At 69.1% G+C, this 15,059-nt stretch carries 18 protein-coding genes; 6 read left to right on the forward strand and 12 right to left on the reverse strand.

The annotated features are described in order from the left end of the window. Positions 1 to 78: 78 nt before the first annotated feature. On the reverse strand, positions 79 to 807 hold the full coding sequence (locus EBO15_RS11080) for an alpha/beta fold hydrolase (RefSeq protein WP_122194248.1): 729 nt from the start codon (positions 805 to 807) through the stop codon (positions 79 to 81). 80 nt (positions 808 to 887) lie between these two features. On the opposite strand from EBO15_RS11080, the gene EBO15_RS11085 reads away from it, so the two are divergent. Further along, a complete protein-coding gene (locus EBO15_RS11085; protein WP_122194249.1) occupies positions 888 to 1,853 on the forward strand; it encodes a helix-turn-helix transcriptional regulator in 966 nt (321 codons plus the stop codon). On the opposite strand, the gene EBO15_RS11090 is transcribed toward EBO15_RS11085, so the two are convergent. Beyond that, positions 1,842 to 2,441, reverse strand: a complete 600-nt coding sequence (locus EBO15_RS11090; protein WP_233616111.1) for a hypothetical protein — start codon at positions 2,439 to 2,441, stop codon at positions 1,842 to 1,844. The genes EBO15_RS11085 and EBO15_RS11090 overlap by 12 nt on opposite strands. A gap of 204 nt (positions 2,442 to 2,645) precedes the next feature. On the opposite strand from EBO15_RS11090, the gene EBO15_RS11095 reads away from it, so the two are divergent. After that, positions 2,646 to 3,368 carry a hypothetical protein gene (locus tag EBO15_RS11095; RefSeq protein ID WP_199744458.1) on the forward strand — a complete coding sequence of 241 codons (723 nt, stop codon included), beginning with the start codon at positions 2,646 to 2,648 and terminating at the stop codon, positions 3,366 to 3,368. A gap of 415 nt (positions 3,369 to 3,783) precedes the next feature. Here EBO15_RS11095 and EBO15_RS11100 read toward each other — a convergent pair whose 3' ends face one another. From EBO15_RS11100 to EBO15_RS11110, 3 genes are read right to left on the reverse strand one after another with little or no spacing between them, the layout of a single operon-like run. After that, positions 3,784 to 5,241 carry an MFS transporter gene (locus EBO15_RS11100; protein ID WP_122194250.1) on the reverse strand — a complete coding sequence of 486 codons (1,458 nt, stop codon included), beginning with the start codon at positions 5,239 to 5,241 and terminating at the stop codon, positions 3,784 to 3,786. Next, entirely contained in the window at positions 5,238 to 5,687 is a 450-nt protein-coding gene (locus tag EBO15_RS11105; RefSeq protein ID WP_122194251.1) for an SRPBCC family protein, read from the reverse strand. The genes EBO15_RS11100 and EBO15_RS11105 overlap by 4 nt, the downstream gene beginning before the upstream one ends. Further along, positions 5,684 to 6,028, reverse strand: coding sequence for an ArsR/SmtB family transcription factor (locus EBO15_RS11110; RefSeq protein ID WP_199744459.1), 345 nt, complete (start codon positions 6,026 to 6,028; stop codon positions 5,684 to 5,686). Before EBO15_RS11110 ends, EBO15_RS11105 begins: the two co-directional genes overlap by 4 nt. Before the next feature lie 155 nt (positions 6,029 to 6,183). On the opposite strand from EBO15_RS11110, the gene EBO15_RS11115 reads away from it, so the two are divergent. After that, positions 6,184 to 6,978, forward strand: coding sequence for a nucleotidyltransferase domain-containing protein (locus EBO15_RS11115; protein WP_122194253.1), 795 nt, complete (start codon positions 6,184 to 6,186; stop codon positions 6,976 to 6,978). Positions 6,979 to 6,986: 8 nt separating this feature from the next. On the opposite strand, the gene EBO15_RS44120 is transcribed toward EBO15_RS11115, so the two are convergent. The 7 genes from EBO15_RS44120 to EBO15_RS11145 form a co-directional block, all read right to left on the reverse strand. Further along, positions 6,987 to 7,133 (reverse strand): hypothetical protein, encoded by a 147-nt coding sequence (locus EBO15_RS44120; RefSeq protein WP_158628183.1) that lies wholly within the window; start codon positions 7,131 to 7,133, stop codon positions 6,987 to 6,989. Between the two features lie 17 nt (positions 7,134 to 7,150). Further along, positions 7,151 to 7,759, reverse strand: coding sequence for a DUF6879 family protein (locus EBO15_RS11120; protein ID WP_325051893.1), 609 nt, complete (start codon positions 7,757 to 7,759; stop codon positions 7,151 to 7,153). Continuing rightward, a complete protein-coding gene (locus EBO15_RS11125; protein ID WP_122194255.1) occupies positions 7,752 to 8,021 on the reverse strand; it encodes a hypothetical protein in 270 nt (89 codons plus the stop codon). Before EBO15_RS11125 ends, EBO15_RS11120 begins: the two co-directional genes overlap by 8 nt. Before the next feature lie 407 nt (positions 8,022 to 8,428). After that, the gene (locus EBO15_RS11130) at positions 8,429 to 9,331 is read right to left on the reverse strand and encodes an aminoglycoside phosphotransferase family protein (RefSeq protein ID WP_122194256.1); all 903 of its coding nucleotides are present in this window, start codon (positions 9,329 to 9,331) and stop codon (positions 8,429 to 8,431) included. A 75-nt stretch (positions 9,332 to 9,406) separates the two neighbouring features. Beyond that, positions 9,407 to 9,865, reverse strand: a complete 459-nt coding sequence (locus tag EBO15_RS11135) for a hypothetical protein (protein ID WP_122194257.1) — start codon at positions 9,863 to 9,865, stop codon at positions 9,407 to 9,409. Between the two features lie 104 nt (positions 9,866 to 9,969). Continuing rightward, positions 9,970 to 10,530 carry a class IV adenylate cyclase gene (locus tag EBO15_RS11140; RefSeq protein WP_199744460.1) on the reverse strand — a complete coding sequence of 187 codons (561 nt, stop codon included), beginning with the start codon at positions 10,528 to 10,530 and terminating at the stop codon, positions 9,970 to 9,972. Further along, positions 10,517 to 11,377, reverse strand: a complete 861-nt coding sequence (locus tag EBO15_RS11145) for a helix-turn-helix domain-containing protein (RefSeq protein ID WP_122194259.1) — start codon at positions 11,375 to 11,377, stop codon at positions 10,517 to 10,519. The genes EBO15_RS11140 and EBO15_RS11145 overlap by 14 nt, the downstream gene beginning before the upstream one ends. Before the next feature lie 529 nt (positions 11,378 to 11,906). On the opposite strand from EBO15_RS11145, the gene EBO15_RS11150 reads away from it, so the two are divergent. The 3 genes from EBO15_RS11150 (at position 11,907) to EBO15_RS11165 (ending at position 15,038) form a co-directional block, all read left to right on the forward strand. Then, positions 11,907 to 12,359, forward strand: coding sequence for a hypothetical protein (locus EBO15_RS11150; protein ID WP_122194260.1), 453 nt, complete (start codon positions 11,907 to 11,909; stop codon positions 12,357 to 12,359). 651 nt (positions 12,360 to 13,010) lie between these two features. Further along, positions 13,011 to 13,895 carry a radical SAM/SPASM domain-containing protein gene (locus tag EBO15_RS11160; RefSeq protein ID WP_122194262.1) on the forward strand — a complete coding sequence of 295 codons (885 nt, stop codon included), beginning with the start codon at positions 13,011 to 13,013 and terminating at the stop codon, positions 13,893 to 13,895. Between the two features lie 12 nt (positions 13,896 to 13,907). Then, positions 13,908 to 15,038 carry a methyltransferase domain-containing protein gene (locus tag EBO15_RS11165; RefSeq protein ID WP_122194263.1) on the forward strand — a complete coding sequence of 377 codons (1,131 nt, stop codon included), beginning with the start codon at positions 13,908 to 13,910 and terminating at the stop codon, positions 15,036 to 15,038. Positions 15,039 to 15,059 lie beyond the last annotated feature (21 nt).

Consider the following 15,059-nt stretch of genomic DNA (forward strand, 5'->3'; position numbering starts at 1 on the left):
CGGAGTCGCGCGCTACCGCGTCAGAGACGCGCGAGCTACCGCGTCGGAGACATGCGAGCTACCGCTCGGTGGCGAGTGCTAGGAGACGGCGGTGTCGAGGAGATCGGCGAGCGCGGCGGGCGCCGACGTCATCGGCCAGTGGCCCGTGGCCAGGGTGAAGCGCCGCCACGGCGGCTGGTTCAGGTAGGCCAGCATCGGCACTCCGGCGTCCAGCAGGCCAGTGAAGTCGTTGCAGGTGATCAGGACGCGGTCCACGTCGTCGCCCGGCTCGGCGAGCCCGGTCAGGGGTTGCGTGTAGGTGCCGAACGGGTGCGGGGTGGCGCGCTTGCGGAGCTGGTCCAGCCGGCTGTCGTCGAGTCCGTCGAGGCTGCTGGACAGGCCCAGGACGTCCTCGAAGGGCAGCCGCCATCCGTCACCGGACGCCTCCACCCGCTCGCGCAGGTGCTCCGCCGCCGGCGGCGGCATGAGGTCCAGCATGCGCATGCCCTCGGCGAACGGGGCGCTGTCGACGTAGACGACGCGTTCGAGCCGGTCGCCGAGACGTCCGGCCGCGCCGGTCACGGGGGCGGCCGCGTAGCTGTGGGCGACGAGCGTGACGTCGCGCAGGTCGTTGCGCTCGACGAAGCCGGTGATGTCCGCGATGTGCGTGTCCAGGTCCGTCCGCGGTCCGCCCTGGTCGGCGTTCTCCGCGAGGCCCGTGAGCGTCAGCGGCAGCGCGGTGTGCCCCTGCTCCCGCAGCGGGCGGACGGTGTCGTCCCAGGCCCAGGCCCCGAGGCAGGCGCCGGGAACGAGTACGAAGGTGGCCATGTGATCTCCCAGAAGTGAGGTGCCGCTGGGAGCGTAGGCTGAATACAGGACAACTTCCGCCCTGAAATGCCGAGTGATCCATGTCATACCCCCTGACCCGTGTGCTGACCCTGCTGGAGCTCCTCCAGGCGAACGTCCGGCTCACCGGGACGGAGCTCGCGGGCCGCCTGGACACCGACGTCCGTACCGTGCGCCGCTACATCGCCCACCTGCGCGACCTGGGCATACCCGTCGAGGCCGAACGCGGACGCCACGGCGGTTACCGGCTGGCCCGCGGCTACCGGATGCCGCCGCTCGTCCTCAGCAACGACGAGGCCCTCGCCGTCGTCCTCGGACTGCTCGCCGCGGAACGCCTGGGCATGGGCACGGCCGCACCCGCCGGCGCCGGGGCCCTGGTCAAGATCGAGCGCGTCCTCCCGCACACCCTGCGCGAACCGCTCGCCGCCATGCGGGAGACCCTCTCCTTCACCGCGGACGCCGTGATCGGGCAGGCCCCGGGCACCGGCGTCCTGCTGGCCCTGGCCCAGGCGTCCCGCACCCGCACGACCGTGGGCATCCGCCACCGGTCCTGGCGGGACGAGGACACCGAACGCGACATCGACCCCTACGGCGTCGTCTTCCACACGGGACGCTGGTACGTCGTCGGCAACGACCACCTCCGCGACGGCCTCCGCACCTTCCGCATCGACCGCATCGCGTCCGTCACCCCGCGGGCCGGCCACTTCACCGTCCCCGACGGCTTCGACCCCGCCGTCCACCTGACCTCGACCCTGGCGAAGGGCGAGTACCGCTGGGAGGTCGAAGTGACGGTGCACGGTCCTCTCGACGAGATCGCGCGTCGGCTTCCCCGCTCGGTGGTCACGCTCACCGCGCAACCCACCGGCGTCCTCGTGCGCGGGCGGGCAGAACGCCTGGACGGCATGGCGCACATGCTCGCGTCCCTGGAATGGCCCTTCACCATCCACCGTCCCGACGAACTACGGCATGCCCTCCAGAACCTCGCCGACCAGCTGGCCGAGGCCGCCCGACGACCATCAAGCCCGTGACTCGGCCGCACGGCGACGGCGGTAGTAATGCACCGTGAGGACGCCGAGCAGCGGCCCCCAGAGCGCCAGCGGCCAGTACGCCCCGAAGAAGACGACCGCCCGCCAGCCATGGGGGACCGGGCCGGAACCGACCTCGCCGTTGACCTTGTGCCCCATGCTGATCATGGTCATCCCGTATGGCCAGAGCAGCGTGTTCAGCGTCGCGCCGATCCCGGCCGGGACGACCGCGGCCAGGATCGGGATCCGCCGTCCGCCCAGTCGCGGGACCCACCCGGGCACCCGCTGCCCCCACTCGCTGACCAGGCCGACCGCCAGGAACGCCAGCGCCTCGCTGACCAGGCTCAACCCGATGACGTACCACCACTCCCCGCCGAACCACTCCGGCGGCGGAGGGCCATCGGCCGACGTCTCCATGAGCGGTATCCGCAGATCGACGCTCAGAATCCGCCAAAGCCCAGCGGGCAGCACGGTCAGGCTGACGGCATAGGCCGTCCACACGGCCCACCGGGGCACGTCCGCCGCAGTCCGGCCGTGCAACCTGGCGAGAACACCGGTCATCGGATTCGGGCGCAGTTCGGTCGCGGTCACAGGGAACTCCTCACAAGGCACGGCGCTGCTCGCACAACCCTCGTCCAGCCCGCGCCCCCGCACCTCCCCCAAACCTCGTGACCCTTTTCCCCCATCCGGGTGAACCGCGCTTCCCCCGCCCGCGCGACCCGCCGCCCGTCCCTCTTCATGTAGTGGTCGTACACCCCTTGACCACCTACATCGCCGACTCCTAGCGTAGGTGCCATGATGCGTAACGACACCTACACAGTCCTTGACCTCGCCCGGCGGCTCCAGGTGCTCGGGGACTGGGATCACGCCGCCGCGCTGCTCGCCGCGGAGGAGGGCGCCGAAGCCCTCGAACTGAGGGCCGAGGTCCTGTACGAGCGGTTCCTGTTCCAGCTCGACGGCATGGAGGCCGCGGCCGAGGCGATCGCGGCGCTCGACCCGGAATCGGTGCAGGCCCGTCTGCTCGCCGCCCGTCTCGCCTACACCCGCGTCATGTTCAAGCTGGACCCGCTGCCGGACGACTACGCGACCGCCGAGGCCGGATACCGGTTCGCCTCCGCCGACCCGAAGACGCACGGCTGGGCGGAGTTCCACTGGGGCGCGCTTCTCGACAACATCCGCGAGGACGGAGCGGCCGCGAAGGTGCACTACGACAAGGCTCTCCAGGCGTCCTTCCAGGAAGGCGACCTGATCCTTGAGTCCATCGTGCTCCGCCACGTCGCCTGGCGCGTGATCGAGGCGGGTGACCCCGAAGAGGGGATCCGCATGCTGCGCCGCTCGCTGCACCTGCGCGCCGCGGTCGGCATGCGTCCGCAGATCGCCGCGGCCCAGCTCCTCCTCGCCGCCGAACTGCCCGAGGACGACCCCGAGCGCGCCACCCTCATCGAGGCCGCCCGGCACGCGGCCGAAGACCTGAACCTCACCTGGGTCCGGACCGGCCTGGAAGAGCTGGCGGCCTGAGAAACCGGTGGCCCGGCTGGGACGTCCCGCGAAACCGGCGGTAGGGCTGGGACGTCCCGCGCGTTACGTCAGCGACCGCCTCGCCGGTACGACATCCACGAAACGTCCTGGCCGATGTTCCCCGCCGAGCCCCGTTCCCATGCCTTGATGTCCCGTCGGTTGGCGCGGAACGCCGCCGACCACTCCCCGCCGTCCCGCACCCGGTGCCCCCGACGGCGAGCCCGTCGGTCGTACACGGCACCGGCCACCAGCAGAATGGCAAAAGCGCCAACAAAGGACATCAGTAGCCACATAAGTCGATCATCGCCCACTTGCCCGCAACCCGCCAGAAGGCCAGGTCCGAGCTCCGGCGCGGCACGGCACGGCACGGCGAGGTGCGTGTGTCGGGTGACGTCCCGCATCCGCGTCCGATAGGTCAGGGCGAGGCCGAAGGTTCCCTGGTGGGCGTGCTCTCACCCGCGTCCGTCGCCACCGTGCGGGGACGGGCGGAGCGCTGCCTGAGGAGTCCCAGCGCGGTGAGCAGGCCGAGAGCGGCGAAGACCGCGGCCGTTGCGAAGGCGGCGTGGTGTCCGGCGGTGAGTGCGAGCGGCGCCGGTCCGCCGGTCGCGGACGTCCGGGCCGTGGCGACGCTGGTGCAGATGGCGGCTCCAAGGGCGGTGCCCACGGCGAAGGAGGTGTCGGCGAGGCCGGCGGCCAGGCCCGAGTCGCTTTCGCGCACGCCGGTCAGCGCGGCGATCTGCCCGCAGACCGTGGCGACGCCCATCCCCGCCCCGAAGAGGCACAAGGCGATCGGCAGGACGATCATCGAGCCGCCGACCGGGATGCGGGTGAGCAGCAGGCAGCCGCAACCGAGCAGGACGGTCCCGGCGGTGGCCACGCGCCGCGGGCCGAGTCTCGTCACGACCCGCTGGCTCAGCAGGGCGCCGATCACCGCGGCGACGGTCATCAACGCGGCCACCAGCCCGAACCGCGCCGCCGACCAGCCGAGCACCTGCTGCGCGAAGGACGTGAGGGTGATGAGCATGCCGTCCACGGCCATGCCGGCGAGGAGCAGAAGAAGGTCGCCGCCGATCAGCATGCGCGAGCGCAGCGTCCCCAAGGGAACGAGCGGTGCCGCCGATCGCCTCTCGACCAGGACGAACACCCAGACCAGCACGATCGCGACGGCCAGCAGCCCGACGGTCGTCCCGCTCGCCCACCCGGACGTCTGCATCCGGGTGATGACATAGACGAGCAGGACGAGCGCCGGGGTGATGGTGAGCGCCCCGGCGATGTCGAAAGAACGAGAGCCGGTCAGATCCCGGCTCTCGCGCAGCAACCCGGGGGCGAACGCCAGCACCAGGACGCCGACGGGGATGTTGATCCAGAACACCCACTGCCAGCCGAGCGCGTCCGTGATGAGGCCGCCGAGCAGAAGACCGGCGGTCGCGCCGAGCCCGCCGAGGCCGCCCCAGATCCCGAGCGCCTTGTTCCGCTCGCCTCCTTCCGGGAAGGCGTTCATCACCATCGACAACGCCGCGGGGGCGATGATCGCGGCCGAGACGCCCTGCAGCGCGCGGGCGGCCACCAGGACCTGGATGGACGGGGCGAGCCCGCAGGCCAGGGAGGCCGCGACCCGCAGCAGCATCCCGGCGACGAACATCCGCTTGCGTCCCAGCAGGTCCGCGGCGCGGCCGCACAACAGCACCAGCCCGCCGAACGCCAGCGCGTAGGCCGTCACGGTCCACTGGACGGCGGGACCGTGCAGGCGAAGGTGCCGTTCGATCGCGGGCAGCGCGGTGAGCAGAGTCGTGCCGTCGAGGATCGTCATGAAGAACGCCGCGCCCAGCAGCGTCAGCATCCACCAGCGCCTGGCCTGTGCGGGGACGGTCATCGGGCCGCACGCGACAGGTCGGTGGCCAGCGCGTCGAGCCAGTCGCCGGTGCCCTGCTCCCGCCAGCTCGGTTCCTCGCGGCCGTCCAGGAAGGTGCCCTGCTCGGTGAGCAGCAGCCGGGTGCCGTCCTCCTCGGGGGTGAACTCCACCGTCGTCAGCGACACCGTCGCCAGCTCCGTCCCCGCCGACAGCGTGGAGGTGTAGACGATCCGTTCGTCCGGGACGATGTCGCGATACCAGGCCTCGAACGTCAGCATCGGACCGGCGTCGCGGCGGCCGCGGTTGACCTCCCGTCCACCGACGCGGAAGTCGAGCTCGTGTTCGGCGTCCGGCCCGGCGAACCAGCGCGCCTTGGCCTCGGGGTCGGCCCACGCGGCGAACACGGTGGCCGGTGAGGCGGCGTAGCGGCGTTCGAGGACGAAGGTCGAGTGAAGGACTTCGCTCATGGTGTGCTCCCATGGTCCGGGCGGTCGGTCAGGTGGGCGTCGAGTCGGTCGAGGCGCTGCTCCCACACGGTGCGCCGGCCGACGATCCACTCCTCGGCCGTCCGCAGCACCCCCGGCTCGATATGGCACGTGCGAACCCTGCCGGTCTTCTCGGACCGGACCAGCCCGCACGCCTCCAGCACCTGAAGGTGCTGCATCACCGCAGGTAGCGACATGTCCAGCGGCCGCGCCAGCTCGCTGACCGACGCGGGCCCGCGAACCAGCCGCTCCACGATCTCCCGGCGACTACCGTCCGCCAGCGCTTGGAACACCCGGTCCAACGATCCAGGTTGGTTAAGCATGTGCCTAACTATCAGTCCCCACCGCCAAATAGTCAAGCAACCTATTAACCTTCCGAGAGTCGCGCCCCTCCCTCACCGACGCCAGGACCGTTCCGCGCTTCCCGCCCGGACGAGTGTTACGTTGATCTGCTTTGCTCCGATCGGAAGGAAAGCAGATGGACGTCCCTTCCCTGCACAGCCGCTTCCTCAGCGACGCGCTGCCCCGGATTCAACAAGACGCGCGCGTGGCAGGCGTGGCGGTCACCGGATCGATCGCGGACGGGCGTCCGGACGTGTACTCGGACGTAGACCTGGTCCTTGTCGTCGATGACGAGGCATACGACGCGGTCATGCGGGAGCGGCTCACCCTGATCGGCTCGTGGACCTCCCTGGTGGCCGGATTCACCGGTGAGCACGTCGGCGAGCCACGCCTGATCATCACGCTGGTAGGGCCGCCCCTCCTGCACGTCGACTTCAAGTTCGTCCGGGCCTCCGACTTCGCCGAGCGGACCACGGACCCGGAGATCCTCTGGGACCGCGACGGCCTGCTCACGGGCGTCCTGGCCCAGCAACCGCCGGCCACTCCGGCGCTCGACCTTCAGTGGATCGAGGACCGGTTCTGGGTCTGGGTGCACTACGGCGCGACGAAGCTGGGCCGTGGCGAACTGTTCGAGACCATCGGCTTCCTCGCCTACCTGCGTGACACCGTGCTCGGCCCCCTGGCCGCCCGCCAGGTGGACGCGCCCCCGCGCGGCGTCCGCCACCTGGAGACCATCGCCCCCGAACAGGCCCGCGACCTTCAGGCAACACTGTGCGGCCACGACCGCCACGAGGCCGCCCAGGCCCTCCTCGCCGCCGTCGCCCTCTACCGCCGCTGGTCGGATGCCGACGGAACAACCATCAACCGAAACCACAACGCCGAGAACCTCGCCGTCCAGTACCTCCACACCGTCATCGACCAAACCCGCTGACGGCAGGTCTACCTGCGGGTCCTGCGATCGGCGAGCCAGCGCAGCCCCGCGACCAGGCCCGTCGCGAGAACGATCACGATGAGCAGCAGCGTCGTGACCAGCGTTCGGTGAGCGGCGCGGCCGACCGCGACGTGCCTGGCCGGACGGACTCTCACCGGTCGGGCCTTCCGTCTCAGGCGTGTCCATGGGGAGCTGGCAGCGGAGCGATCTCCCGTTCGAAGTAGGTCAGCAGCCGTTCGCCCGCGCCGTGGAGCTCGACGAGTTGCCGGTGGCAGGCGTGGATCACTTCCGGGTCGTCGTGACGGCGGCCGCCCGAGTGCGTGCCGTCGCTGTCGTAGAGGACCTCGTACATCACCGTGGTGCCGAGGAACACCAGCTCAGGAAGGTGATGCTCGGCCTCCAGCCCGGTGAGCTCCGCCGCGTCCAGGATCCGAATGTCCTGGACGCCCGACTCCGCTCTCACCTGAAGCACGTGCAGTTCCCACTGGAGGTACGGGCTGACCGGCCGTTCGACGATCCGGAGGCGGTGGCTCTCGCGTCCGGTCACCGTTGCGTTCGCCGACCTGCTTGCGGACCGTTGCTCCTCGATCAGGGCGAGGGCACGTCCCCAATCGCCGGTACTCATCGCGATCCACCCGGGTTCGTCAGGCTCACGAAAGGACTGCCGCCGCTCCAGCTTCCAGAAAGCGCCGTCGGTACGTTCGTGGTAGCGCCAGAAATCATTGAGATACCCCTGGGCGTCCAACTCGACGGCAGGGAGCTCTCCGACGCGATCAAGCATCGGGAATGTCGGGCTTGGCGGCGATCAACATGTTCCGGGGAAGGACGACGAGGCGTTCGCCGTCGCCGACCGAGACGTCGGCCGGCAGACGCTCGGAATACTGCTCGGTGAGGTCACGGCCGATCACTGCGATATCACCGTTGTCCAACTCCCAAATATCTGGACACGTCGGATCTCCTGTGGTGTTCCCCAGCTCGAGCGCCGACTTGCCGAGCCTACGCCTGAACCCGGTAGTCGGGTCGGCCTCCCACGGTCGAGGCATCGCGAGACTTCCTAACCGTAAAGCAAGGGTGTCCCAAAACGGTCTCACGCGCCTTGTGGACGGGCAACCCCCGGTAGAAATTCGCAGTCACAACACCTGCTGCCACGTTCCCAACTCCACCGATTCTGGGCGCTTGTAGCCTTACCGTCCATCCGAGCATCCGTCACCAAGCGGATCTGGAATCTCACCGACCTGCCGGGCCGAAAGAACCACCGACGGCTCGCTGAAGATCCGCTTCCGCCGGACGCCCCTTCCCCTGCGCGCCTGCCGTCCTCTTCGCCCCCTGAGAGGGCGCAATCCGATCAGCGCTACCTTCGTCCCTGATTGGGGGTTCTTCCTGGCCCGCGATGCCTTGGCGTCCGGATGGTCGCTCGGTATCCGGCTCATCACTTGTGCCGGAGGCGCGATCAGCGTGCGGAAGGAGGGTGCCAGCTGGTGGATGTGTCGCCTCGGCGGAGTGAGCGCACACGGCCGGCCACCTCGTCGCGAGACCACGGGTCGTCGTCCGCCTTCCTGATGTAGGCGCTCAGTCCGCTGATCTCCCGAATCTGGATCAGCGTCTCAAATGACCTCGATTGCCGGACGTCGTATCCGTACCGGTGGGCGAAGTCGTCGAGGTCCTTGGCGCTGTGCCGGGAGAAACGGCGGGCCATATAGAAGGGTTGGATCAGGTCCCATTCGCGCGGACCGTGTGCTGCATGGTCCCAGTCTCCGAGGAGGACGCGTCCGTCGACGGTTCTGATCAGGTTGTTGGAGTGCGCGTCCCCATGGATCAACCCGGGCGGCAGGTCCGTCCCCAGTTCGGACCACGCGTCGCGGAGTTCGCCGATCCGGCTCAGCAACCAGGCTCGTGCCTGGCCGTCCAGGCTTCTGCCCTGGTTCTGGACGGCAGCGCTGACACTCGCGAGCGGGTCGTCCAGCGTGGTCAGGGTGACGGGCGGATCAGGCTGCTGATGGAGGTCGCGGAGGAGCGTGGCGAGGTCACTCGCTGACCCCGGACGGTCTGCGACCGTATCGAGAAGCCGCCAGACCGAGACGATGAGACCGGCGGCCTTGAACGGAACGAGCAGTGCGGGCTCGACGCAGGGGTAGCCGCGAGCGTGAAGCCATCGGGTGAGGCGCACGGACCCCTTTACTCGTTCGAGGGCGTCGGGGTTGCTCGCGATGCGGATTACGATCCCGGCCGACGGAAGTGCCACGACGGTGTTGCTGTGTTGGTGGACGACCCGCGCGTCACCGAGATCGGCATCGCACTGCTCGGCCGCTCGGCATAGCGCGTCCGCAACGTTCCTTGGAAGAGCATCACGCATGACACCGATGTCCCCGAACTCGGCCAGGAGAACCCGTCAACCGGGGACGAGCGTCTTCCGAGGCGCGGCCGCCTGTCATACCGGCAGCACAAGGTGTGGTTTGTCCTGGGATGCCGCGTAGTCCAGCGTGTAGTGGGTGCCGCCGCCGGGGCTTCCTGCTCGAGGGAAGCCGATCACGAGGTCGCTGCGGTCGACCATGTAGCGATTGCGAGCGTGATACCCGGATGTTCGGGTCTCCCCGCACAGTTCGACCACTTCGCCGAGGCGTCCGGCGTCCCGTGAGATGGCGATGGCCTGACGGGCGTCGGCGGGCTGGTCGGCTTCCCTTGCCGGGACGGCCACAATGATCGAGACCTGGGTCTCCCAGGTCAGCCACAGGAGCGACAGCGAGTCGATCCCGGACGCTCCGCCGATGTAGTACCTGACTCCCGAGCCGGTGAAGGGGCGAAGGTACTCCTCGAAGAGCTGCCGGTACTCGTCCGGTGAACGGTGGGCGGTCGACCTGGTCCCGGTGATAGTCACGCTCTGCGGCATCGGCCCTACCTCAGACGGCTGCGTGGCGGTCGTCACCGTCGTCGCCCACTCCTCTCGGGGGCGAAACGCCTCTGGGGGGTGGTGCCCTTGAGCGCAGGCGTCCCTCAGGGGAGTGTGCGGGCGTGGATGACGGCGTTGGTGTACTGCTCGGTGGTGAAGTCCGCCGGGTCGATGCCAAGGTCGGCCATGACAGCTCGGACGTCGCTGAGGGCGGAGCCGACACTCTCGGCGTTCGTCATCGTCTCGACCTCTACGAAGGTGCCCTTGAGCTCGGGGACGGTGACCACGGTGGCAAGCATGTCGCGGCCTCGCCTGGTGAACCGGTAGTTCACGCAGTGCTTGGTCAGCCGGACGTGTTCGACCGCGCCCAGGGCGCGAAGCACCATGTCGATGGCTTCGTCGTCGCCGACCTCGGTCTCGTGTTCGGGTTTGCTGCCGGACGCGGCGTCGACGGGGGGTTCCTTGTAGGTGAGCAAGGTCTGCCGGGTTCCGGAGCGGTCGATGCTGCGGAGGCGCAGCTCTCGTCCCTCGCGGGTCAGAGAGCCATCCGGCTCGTCGTAGTAGGTGTCCCGGTAGACGCTCGTCTCGCCTCGGGCAAGCTCGCGGAGCCGAATGTGCAGGGCCTCGGGGTCGCGGACCCGGGCCTTCAGCTCAGCCTCGATCACGGGATGCCCCCTCCCAGCGCCGACTCCGACGCCACAGGTCCTCGTAGTGCCGACGGAATCCAGCGTGCAGGACGCCATCGGTCGCGGCGGTGAGCTTGTACACCCCCGACCGGTGTCCTTCGTGGTCGACGCCGAAGGCACTGAGGAACAGCATGTCGTCGAACGCCAGCATGCGCCAGATGGGGAGCTCCTCGTAGAGACGGATCTCGATGTCGGTGTGCGGCAGTTCGGCCAGCTCCGCCAGCCTGGTCAGCGACAGGCGGATACCGGCTGAGAACGACTCAGCCGACTCAGCGATCTCCGCCGCACGGACTAGCGCTGCGGGTGCTGCCGGGTCCAACAGCAGCACGCGAACCGCGACGCTCTCTTGGCGGGTCATCAATGGCCCACGTAGCAGCGAGTCGTTGAGCGCGACGAGGCCCAGGACGCGGACGGCGAGGATGTCGACCCGTTTGGCCGTTTTGGCTTGTCTGCGCAGTTCGTGTTCGACATCGGCCTGGCTGGCGTAGACGTGGGCGATCTCCACCGGACCGGCCAACGCACCCACTGTCAGGCGATGTGGTGCCAGGCCCAGCAAGGCGCGGGCGTGGTCCGGCATCACAAGGCCGTGAGCAATGCGTTCAAACACATCCAGCTGGGAAACGGCGCGTTTGCCATTGATGATCTCGTTGACACGGCCCTGTCCCATTCCGAGTGCAGCCGCGAGTCGCGCCTGGCTGACTCCTGTATATCGCTGGGTTAGGCGCAGTAGGGCCGGAATGTCGCGTGTGGTGAGGGCGTCGCGGACATCACTCCGTTGCCAAGCCGAGGAGGGGAGTTCCACTGGTCCGTACGCTCCGGTCTCCATCTGCCTGAGCGTACATCTCACGGTGAGATACCCGCTGGGGAATCGAGAACGGCCATAGCTCAGCGTCACAGTTGAAGGTGTAGGCGCACAATCGCCTGCCCAGAGGCGTCGAGCGTGGGTGCGGATTTCCTGGCAGGGGAGCTCCCCGCCCAGCGGTTGGGCACTCCCGGCCATCTGCTTCAGGCCAGGGAGAAGTGCTCGGAAATATGTTCCCTGGGCGGCGTGATGGACGCGTGTTGGTGCGCTTCATGCCCTAAAGCGGCCCCGGCCCGCTGCGGTAACAGCGGGGGATCCGGGGCCTTGACCGGACGTAGGAGGTCCGATCCGTGGGAGATCTTAGGGGAAATCCGGACGTTTCTGGGCTGAGTGTTCAGGAGCGTAGGGAACTGGAGCTTCTGAGTGAGGAGTTTCCTGGGTGGTGGGTTCGCTGTTCTGTTGGTCTGCCGGTTTTGCGGTGGGGTGCGCAGCGGAAGGCGGCTGAGGGCTGGCCGCAGCGGCTTCTCGTCCAGGCTTCGGGGACGGACGTGTCGTGAGCCTTGTCGTGGAGGCCGACCCGGAGGTTCTGCTGGCTGCGTTGCACCGTGAGTTTCCGGGTGTGGTGTCGTGGCGCGGCGAGTTCACCGGGACTTGGTGGGCGCTGCTGGGTGACCGGCTGGTGGAGGCTCCGACGGCGCGTGAGCTGGCTGCGTCCATCCGGCAGACGCTTCTGCCGTCGTGGCCGCCGCTGCGTCGTCCGCTGATGGACGTCCGTCCCGTCCAGGATGAGGCGTCGTCTCCGCCGGTGGTCAGGGTGGCGGCTCGGCTGGTGTCGGCGGAGGTTCCTTCGGCTCGGACGCGAGTGGAGCGGTATCCCGATGCATATCGGGTGCGTGGGCCCGTCCGGCGGGGGTCTGGGCGGCGGGTGTTCGCGCTGGTGGGGGCCGCCGCTGCTTTGGTCGGGGCGGTTGTGGCGTGGGATGTGGTGAGTGTGCTGTGCGGCTGACTCGAACGTCCTCACGCGAGCGGTACCTGAGCGAGCTGGCCGAGTTGCTGGCTGCGGCGGGGTGGACGATCGTCCCTCGGTTTGAGTTGTCGCCTCCGCTTGTGCGGGTGAGTCATCCGGCGCTGCATCGGACGGGCTTGTCGGTGCATGTCGAGCCGCTGCTGAGCGGGTGTGACGAGGTCGCGTGGTTCTGTGACTCGTCCGGGCGGTTCTTGGGGACGCGGTATCAGTTGCCGCAGGTGCTGGCCGCCGTCCATGACGTCCTGGGGCCGCTGGTCGCTGATGCTGGGTGGCCCGTCCCGTCCGATGAGTCACCGGTGCGTCGTCCTTGGCCGTTGCTCGGGAGGTGGGCTCGGTGATCGAGCACGACGACTCTGCCGAGCTGGCCGTGGCGGGGCTGAAGCCTCAGGTCCAGGCCCATGGCTTCCTGGCCGAATGGAGTGACGGCGGCCTGCGGGTGTCGGTTCGTCCTGCCGGGGCGTCCGCGGGGCACGGCCTTGGCCTGATCACTTGCGTGCGGCGGTCGGACGACGGGGGTCGCTGGTGGTGGCTGCTGGACGGGCTCCGCTGGCCGAAGTCGATCAGCCGTACGAGGCGATCACCGCGCTCAAGGGCGCGTTCGCCAGCCGACTCAACGTTGAAGGAGCGTGAATGGCCATCCCTGCGACCACCCCCATGGCAGCCTCCCGAACCGGATGGGATCGGCTGTGGCTGGAGGTCACTCGGCGCTGCCAGCTGGAGTGCGGCCACTGCTACAACGCGTCCGGCCCCCGCTCGTCGTCCGGCAGGATGACGTCCGCTGACTGGCATCGCGTTGTCGACCAGGCCGCTGACCTGGGTGTTCGGGACGTGTGTGTGATCGGTGGTGAGCCGACCCTGTACCCGGGCCTGGCGACTCTGATCAATCACGCCATCGGGGTCGGGCTCGGTGTGGAGGTGTATTCCAACCTCGTCCGCATCAGTGACGACCTGTGGCGCGTCCTCGCTCAGGACGGCGTTCGGCTGGCGACGTCCTGGTACAGCGACGACCCGGAGCAGCACCTCGCGATCACTGGACGGCCGACCTGGCGGCAGACGCGCGCCAATATCGACCGCGCCGCTGAGCTGGGTGTTCCGCTGCGTGTCGGGATGGTCCAGGTGTTGGGCGAGCAGCGTGTGGTTCAGGCGCGTGACCAGCTGCGTTCCATGGGTGTCACGGATGTTTCGACGGACCGGGCGCGGAGTATCGGGCGCGCGGCCGAGTCGGGTGTCGATGCGTTCGGTGAGCTGTGCGGACGTTGCGGGGACGGGCGGGCCGCGGTCGGGCCGGACGGGGACGTCTGGTTGTGCGTGATGGCTCGCAGCGTTTCCGCAGGCAACGTTCGTGACAGCGCCCTCGGTGACGTCCTGTCCGGGCAGGCTTGGCGGGAACTGCGCGCGCGGGTATCGCGCAGCGCCCTCGACGACTCCGGGTGCAAGCCGAACCTTGACAGCGGCGACTGTGCGCCCGCTGAGACCGAGTCCTGCAACCCGTCCTACTGCAACCCCGACCGTTAGGAGGGACAGCCCATGTCGAACACCTGGGAGTCACACGCCCAAGCACTCGCCGCCAAGGTCACTCACCCCGGTTCGCGCTGGTGGGGGCCGGTTTGTTCGACGCCTCGCCATCTGCTGGTCCCGCGCTGGTGGGAGGACGACGACAGCAGTTGGACGATGCGCGACGGCTCGGACGACAAGTCCGCATGGCTTCGGGCGGTCTACAGCGATCGCACGCTCGTCACCAGGGTCGGCCCGCGCCATGCCGACCACGCCGCCCCGGACGACATCACAACCGGGCCTCCCACGTCGTCCTCCACGCTCCCCGGCCTCCTGCTGACCATGTACCGGCACGCTCAGCTTTACAACGGAGCCGACGTCCTGGACGTCGGTGTCGGGTCCGGCTACGGGACCGCGTTGCTGTCCGCCGCGCTTGGCGGCCACGCGATCACCGCCGTGGATATCGATCCCTACCTGGTCGAAGCCGCCGCCGAACGCCTCGCCGACCTTGGCGTTCAGGCCAAGCTCGCAGTGGCGGACGCGACCGGCCCACTGCCCGGAAGCTATGACCGCATCGTGTCCACGGTCGCCGTCCGTCCCATCCCGCCGTCCTGGATTCAGGCGCTCAGGCCCGGCGGACGGCTCGTGACGACCCTCACCGGCATTCGCGCGATCCTGACCGCGACCAAAACCGGCGACGCGGGCGCGATGGTCGCCGAGGGACGCTTCGAATGGGACCGTGCCGGGTTCATGTCGACCCGCACCGGGCCCGACTACCCGCCCGCACCCGTCGCAAAGCCCAACGAGGCCGAAGGCGACGAGGGCATCGGGCGCTATCCGGTCGTCGATGTCGAGGAGTCCTGGGAGCTGCGTTCGATGCTGGAGATCGATCACCCCGGCCTCGTGCACCGCTTCGAGCGCAGCGGCGACCGGAAGACCGCCTGGATGATCCATCCCGACGGCTCGTGGGCGCGTGCGACCGCGACCGGCGACGCCCTGCCGATCGTCCGCCAGGCGGGCCCTCGGCGTCTCTGGGACGCCTTGGACGATCTTCGCCACCGCTGGCTGATCGACGGCGAACTCCCGCTCTTCGGTGCCCGGGCCTGGGTCTCCGCCGGCGGGACGGTACATCTCGCGCGCGGTTCCTGGCGTGCGCGTGTCTGAGGAAGCGGGCCGGCCCCCGCC

Source organism: Actinomadura harenae, from assembly GCF_003696215.1.
GTDB lineage: Bacteria > Actinomycetota > Actinomycetes > Streptosporangiales > Streptosporangiaceae > Spirillospora > Spirillospora harenae.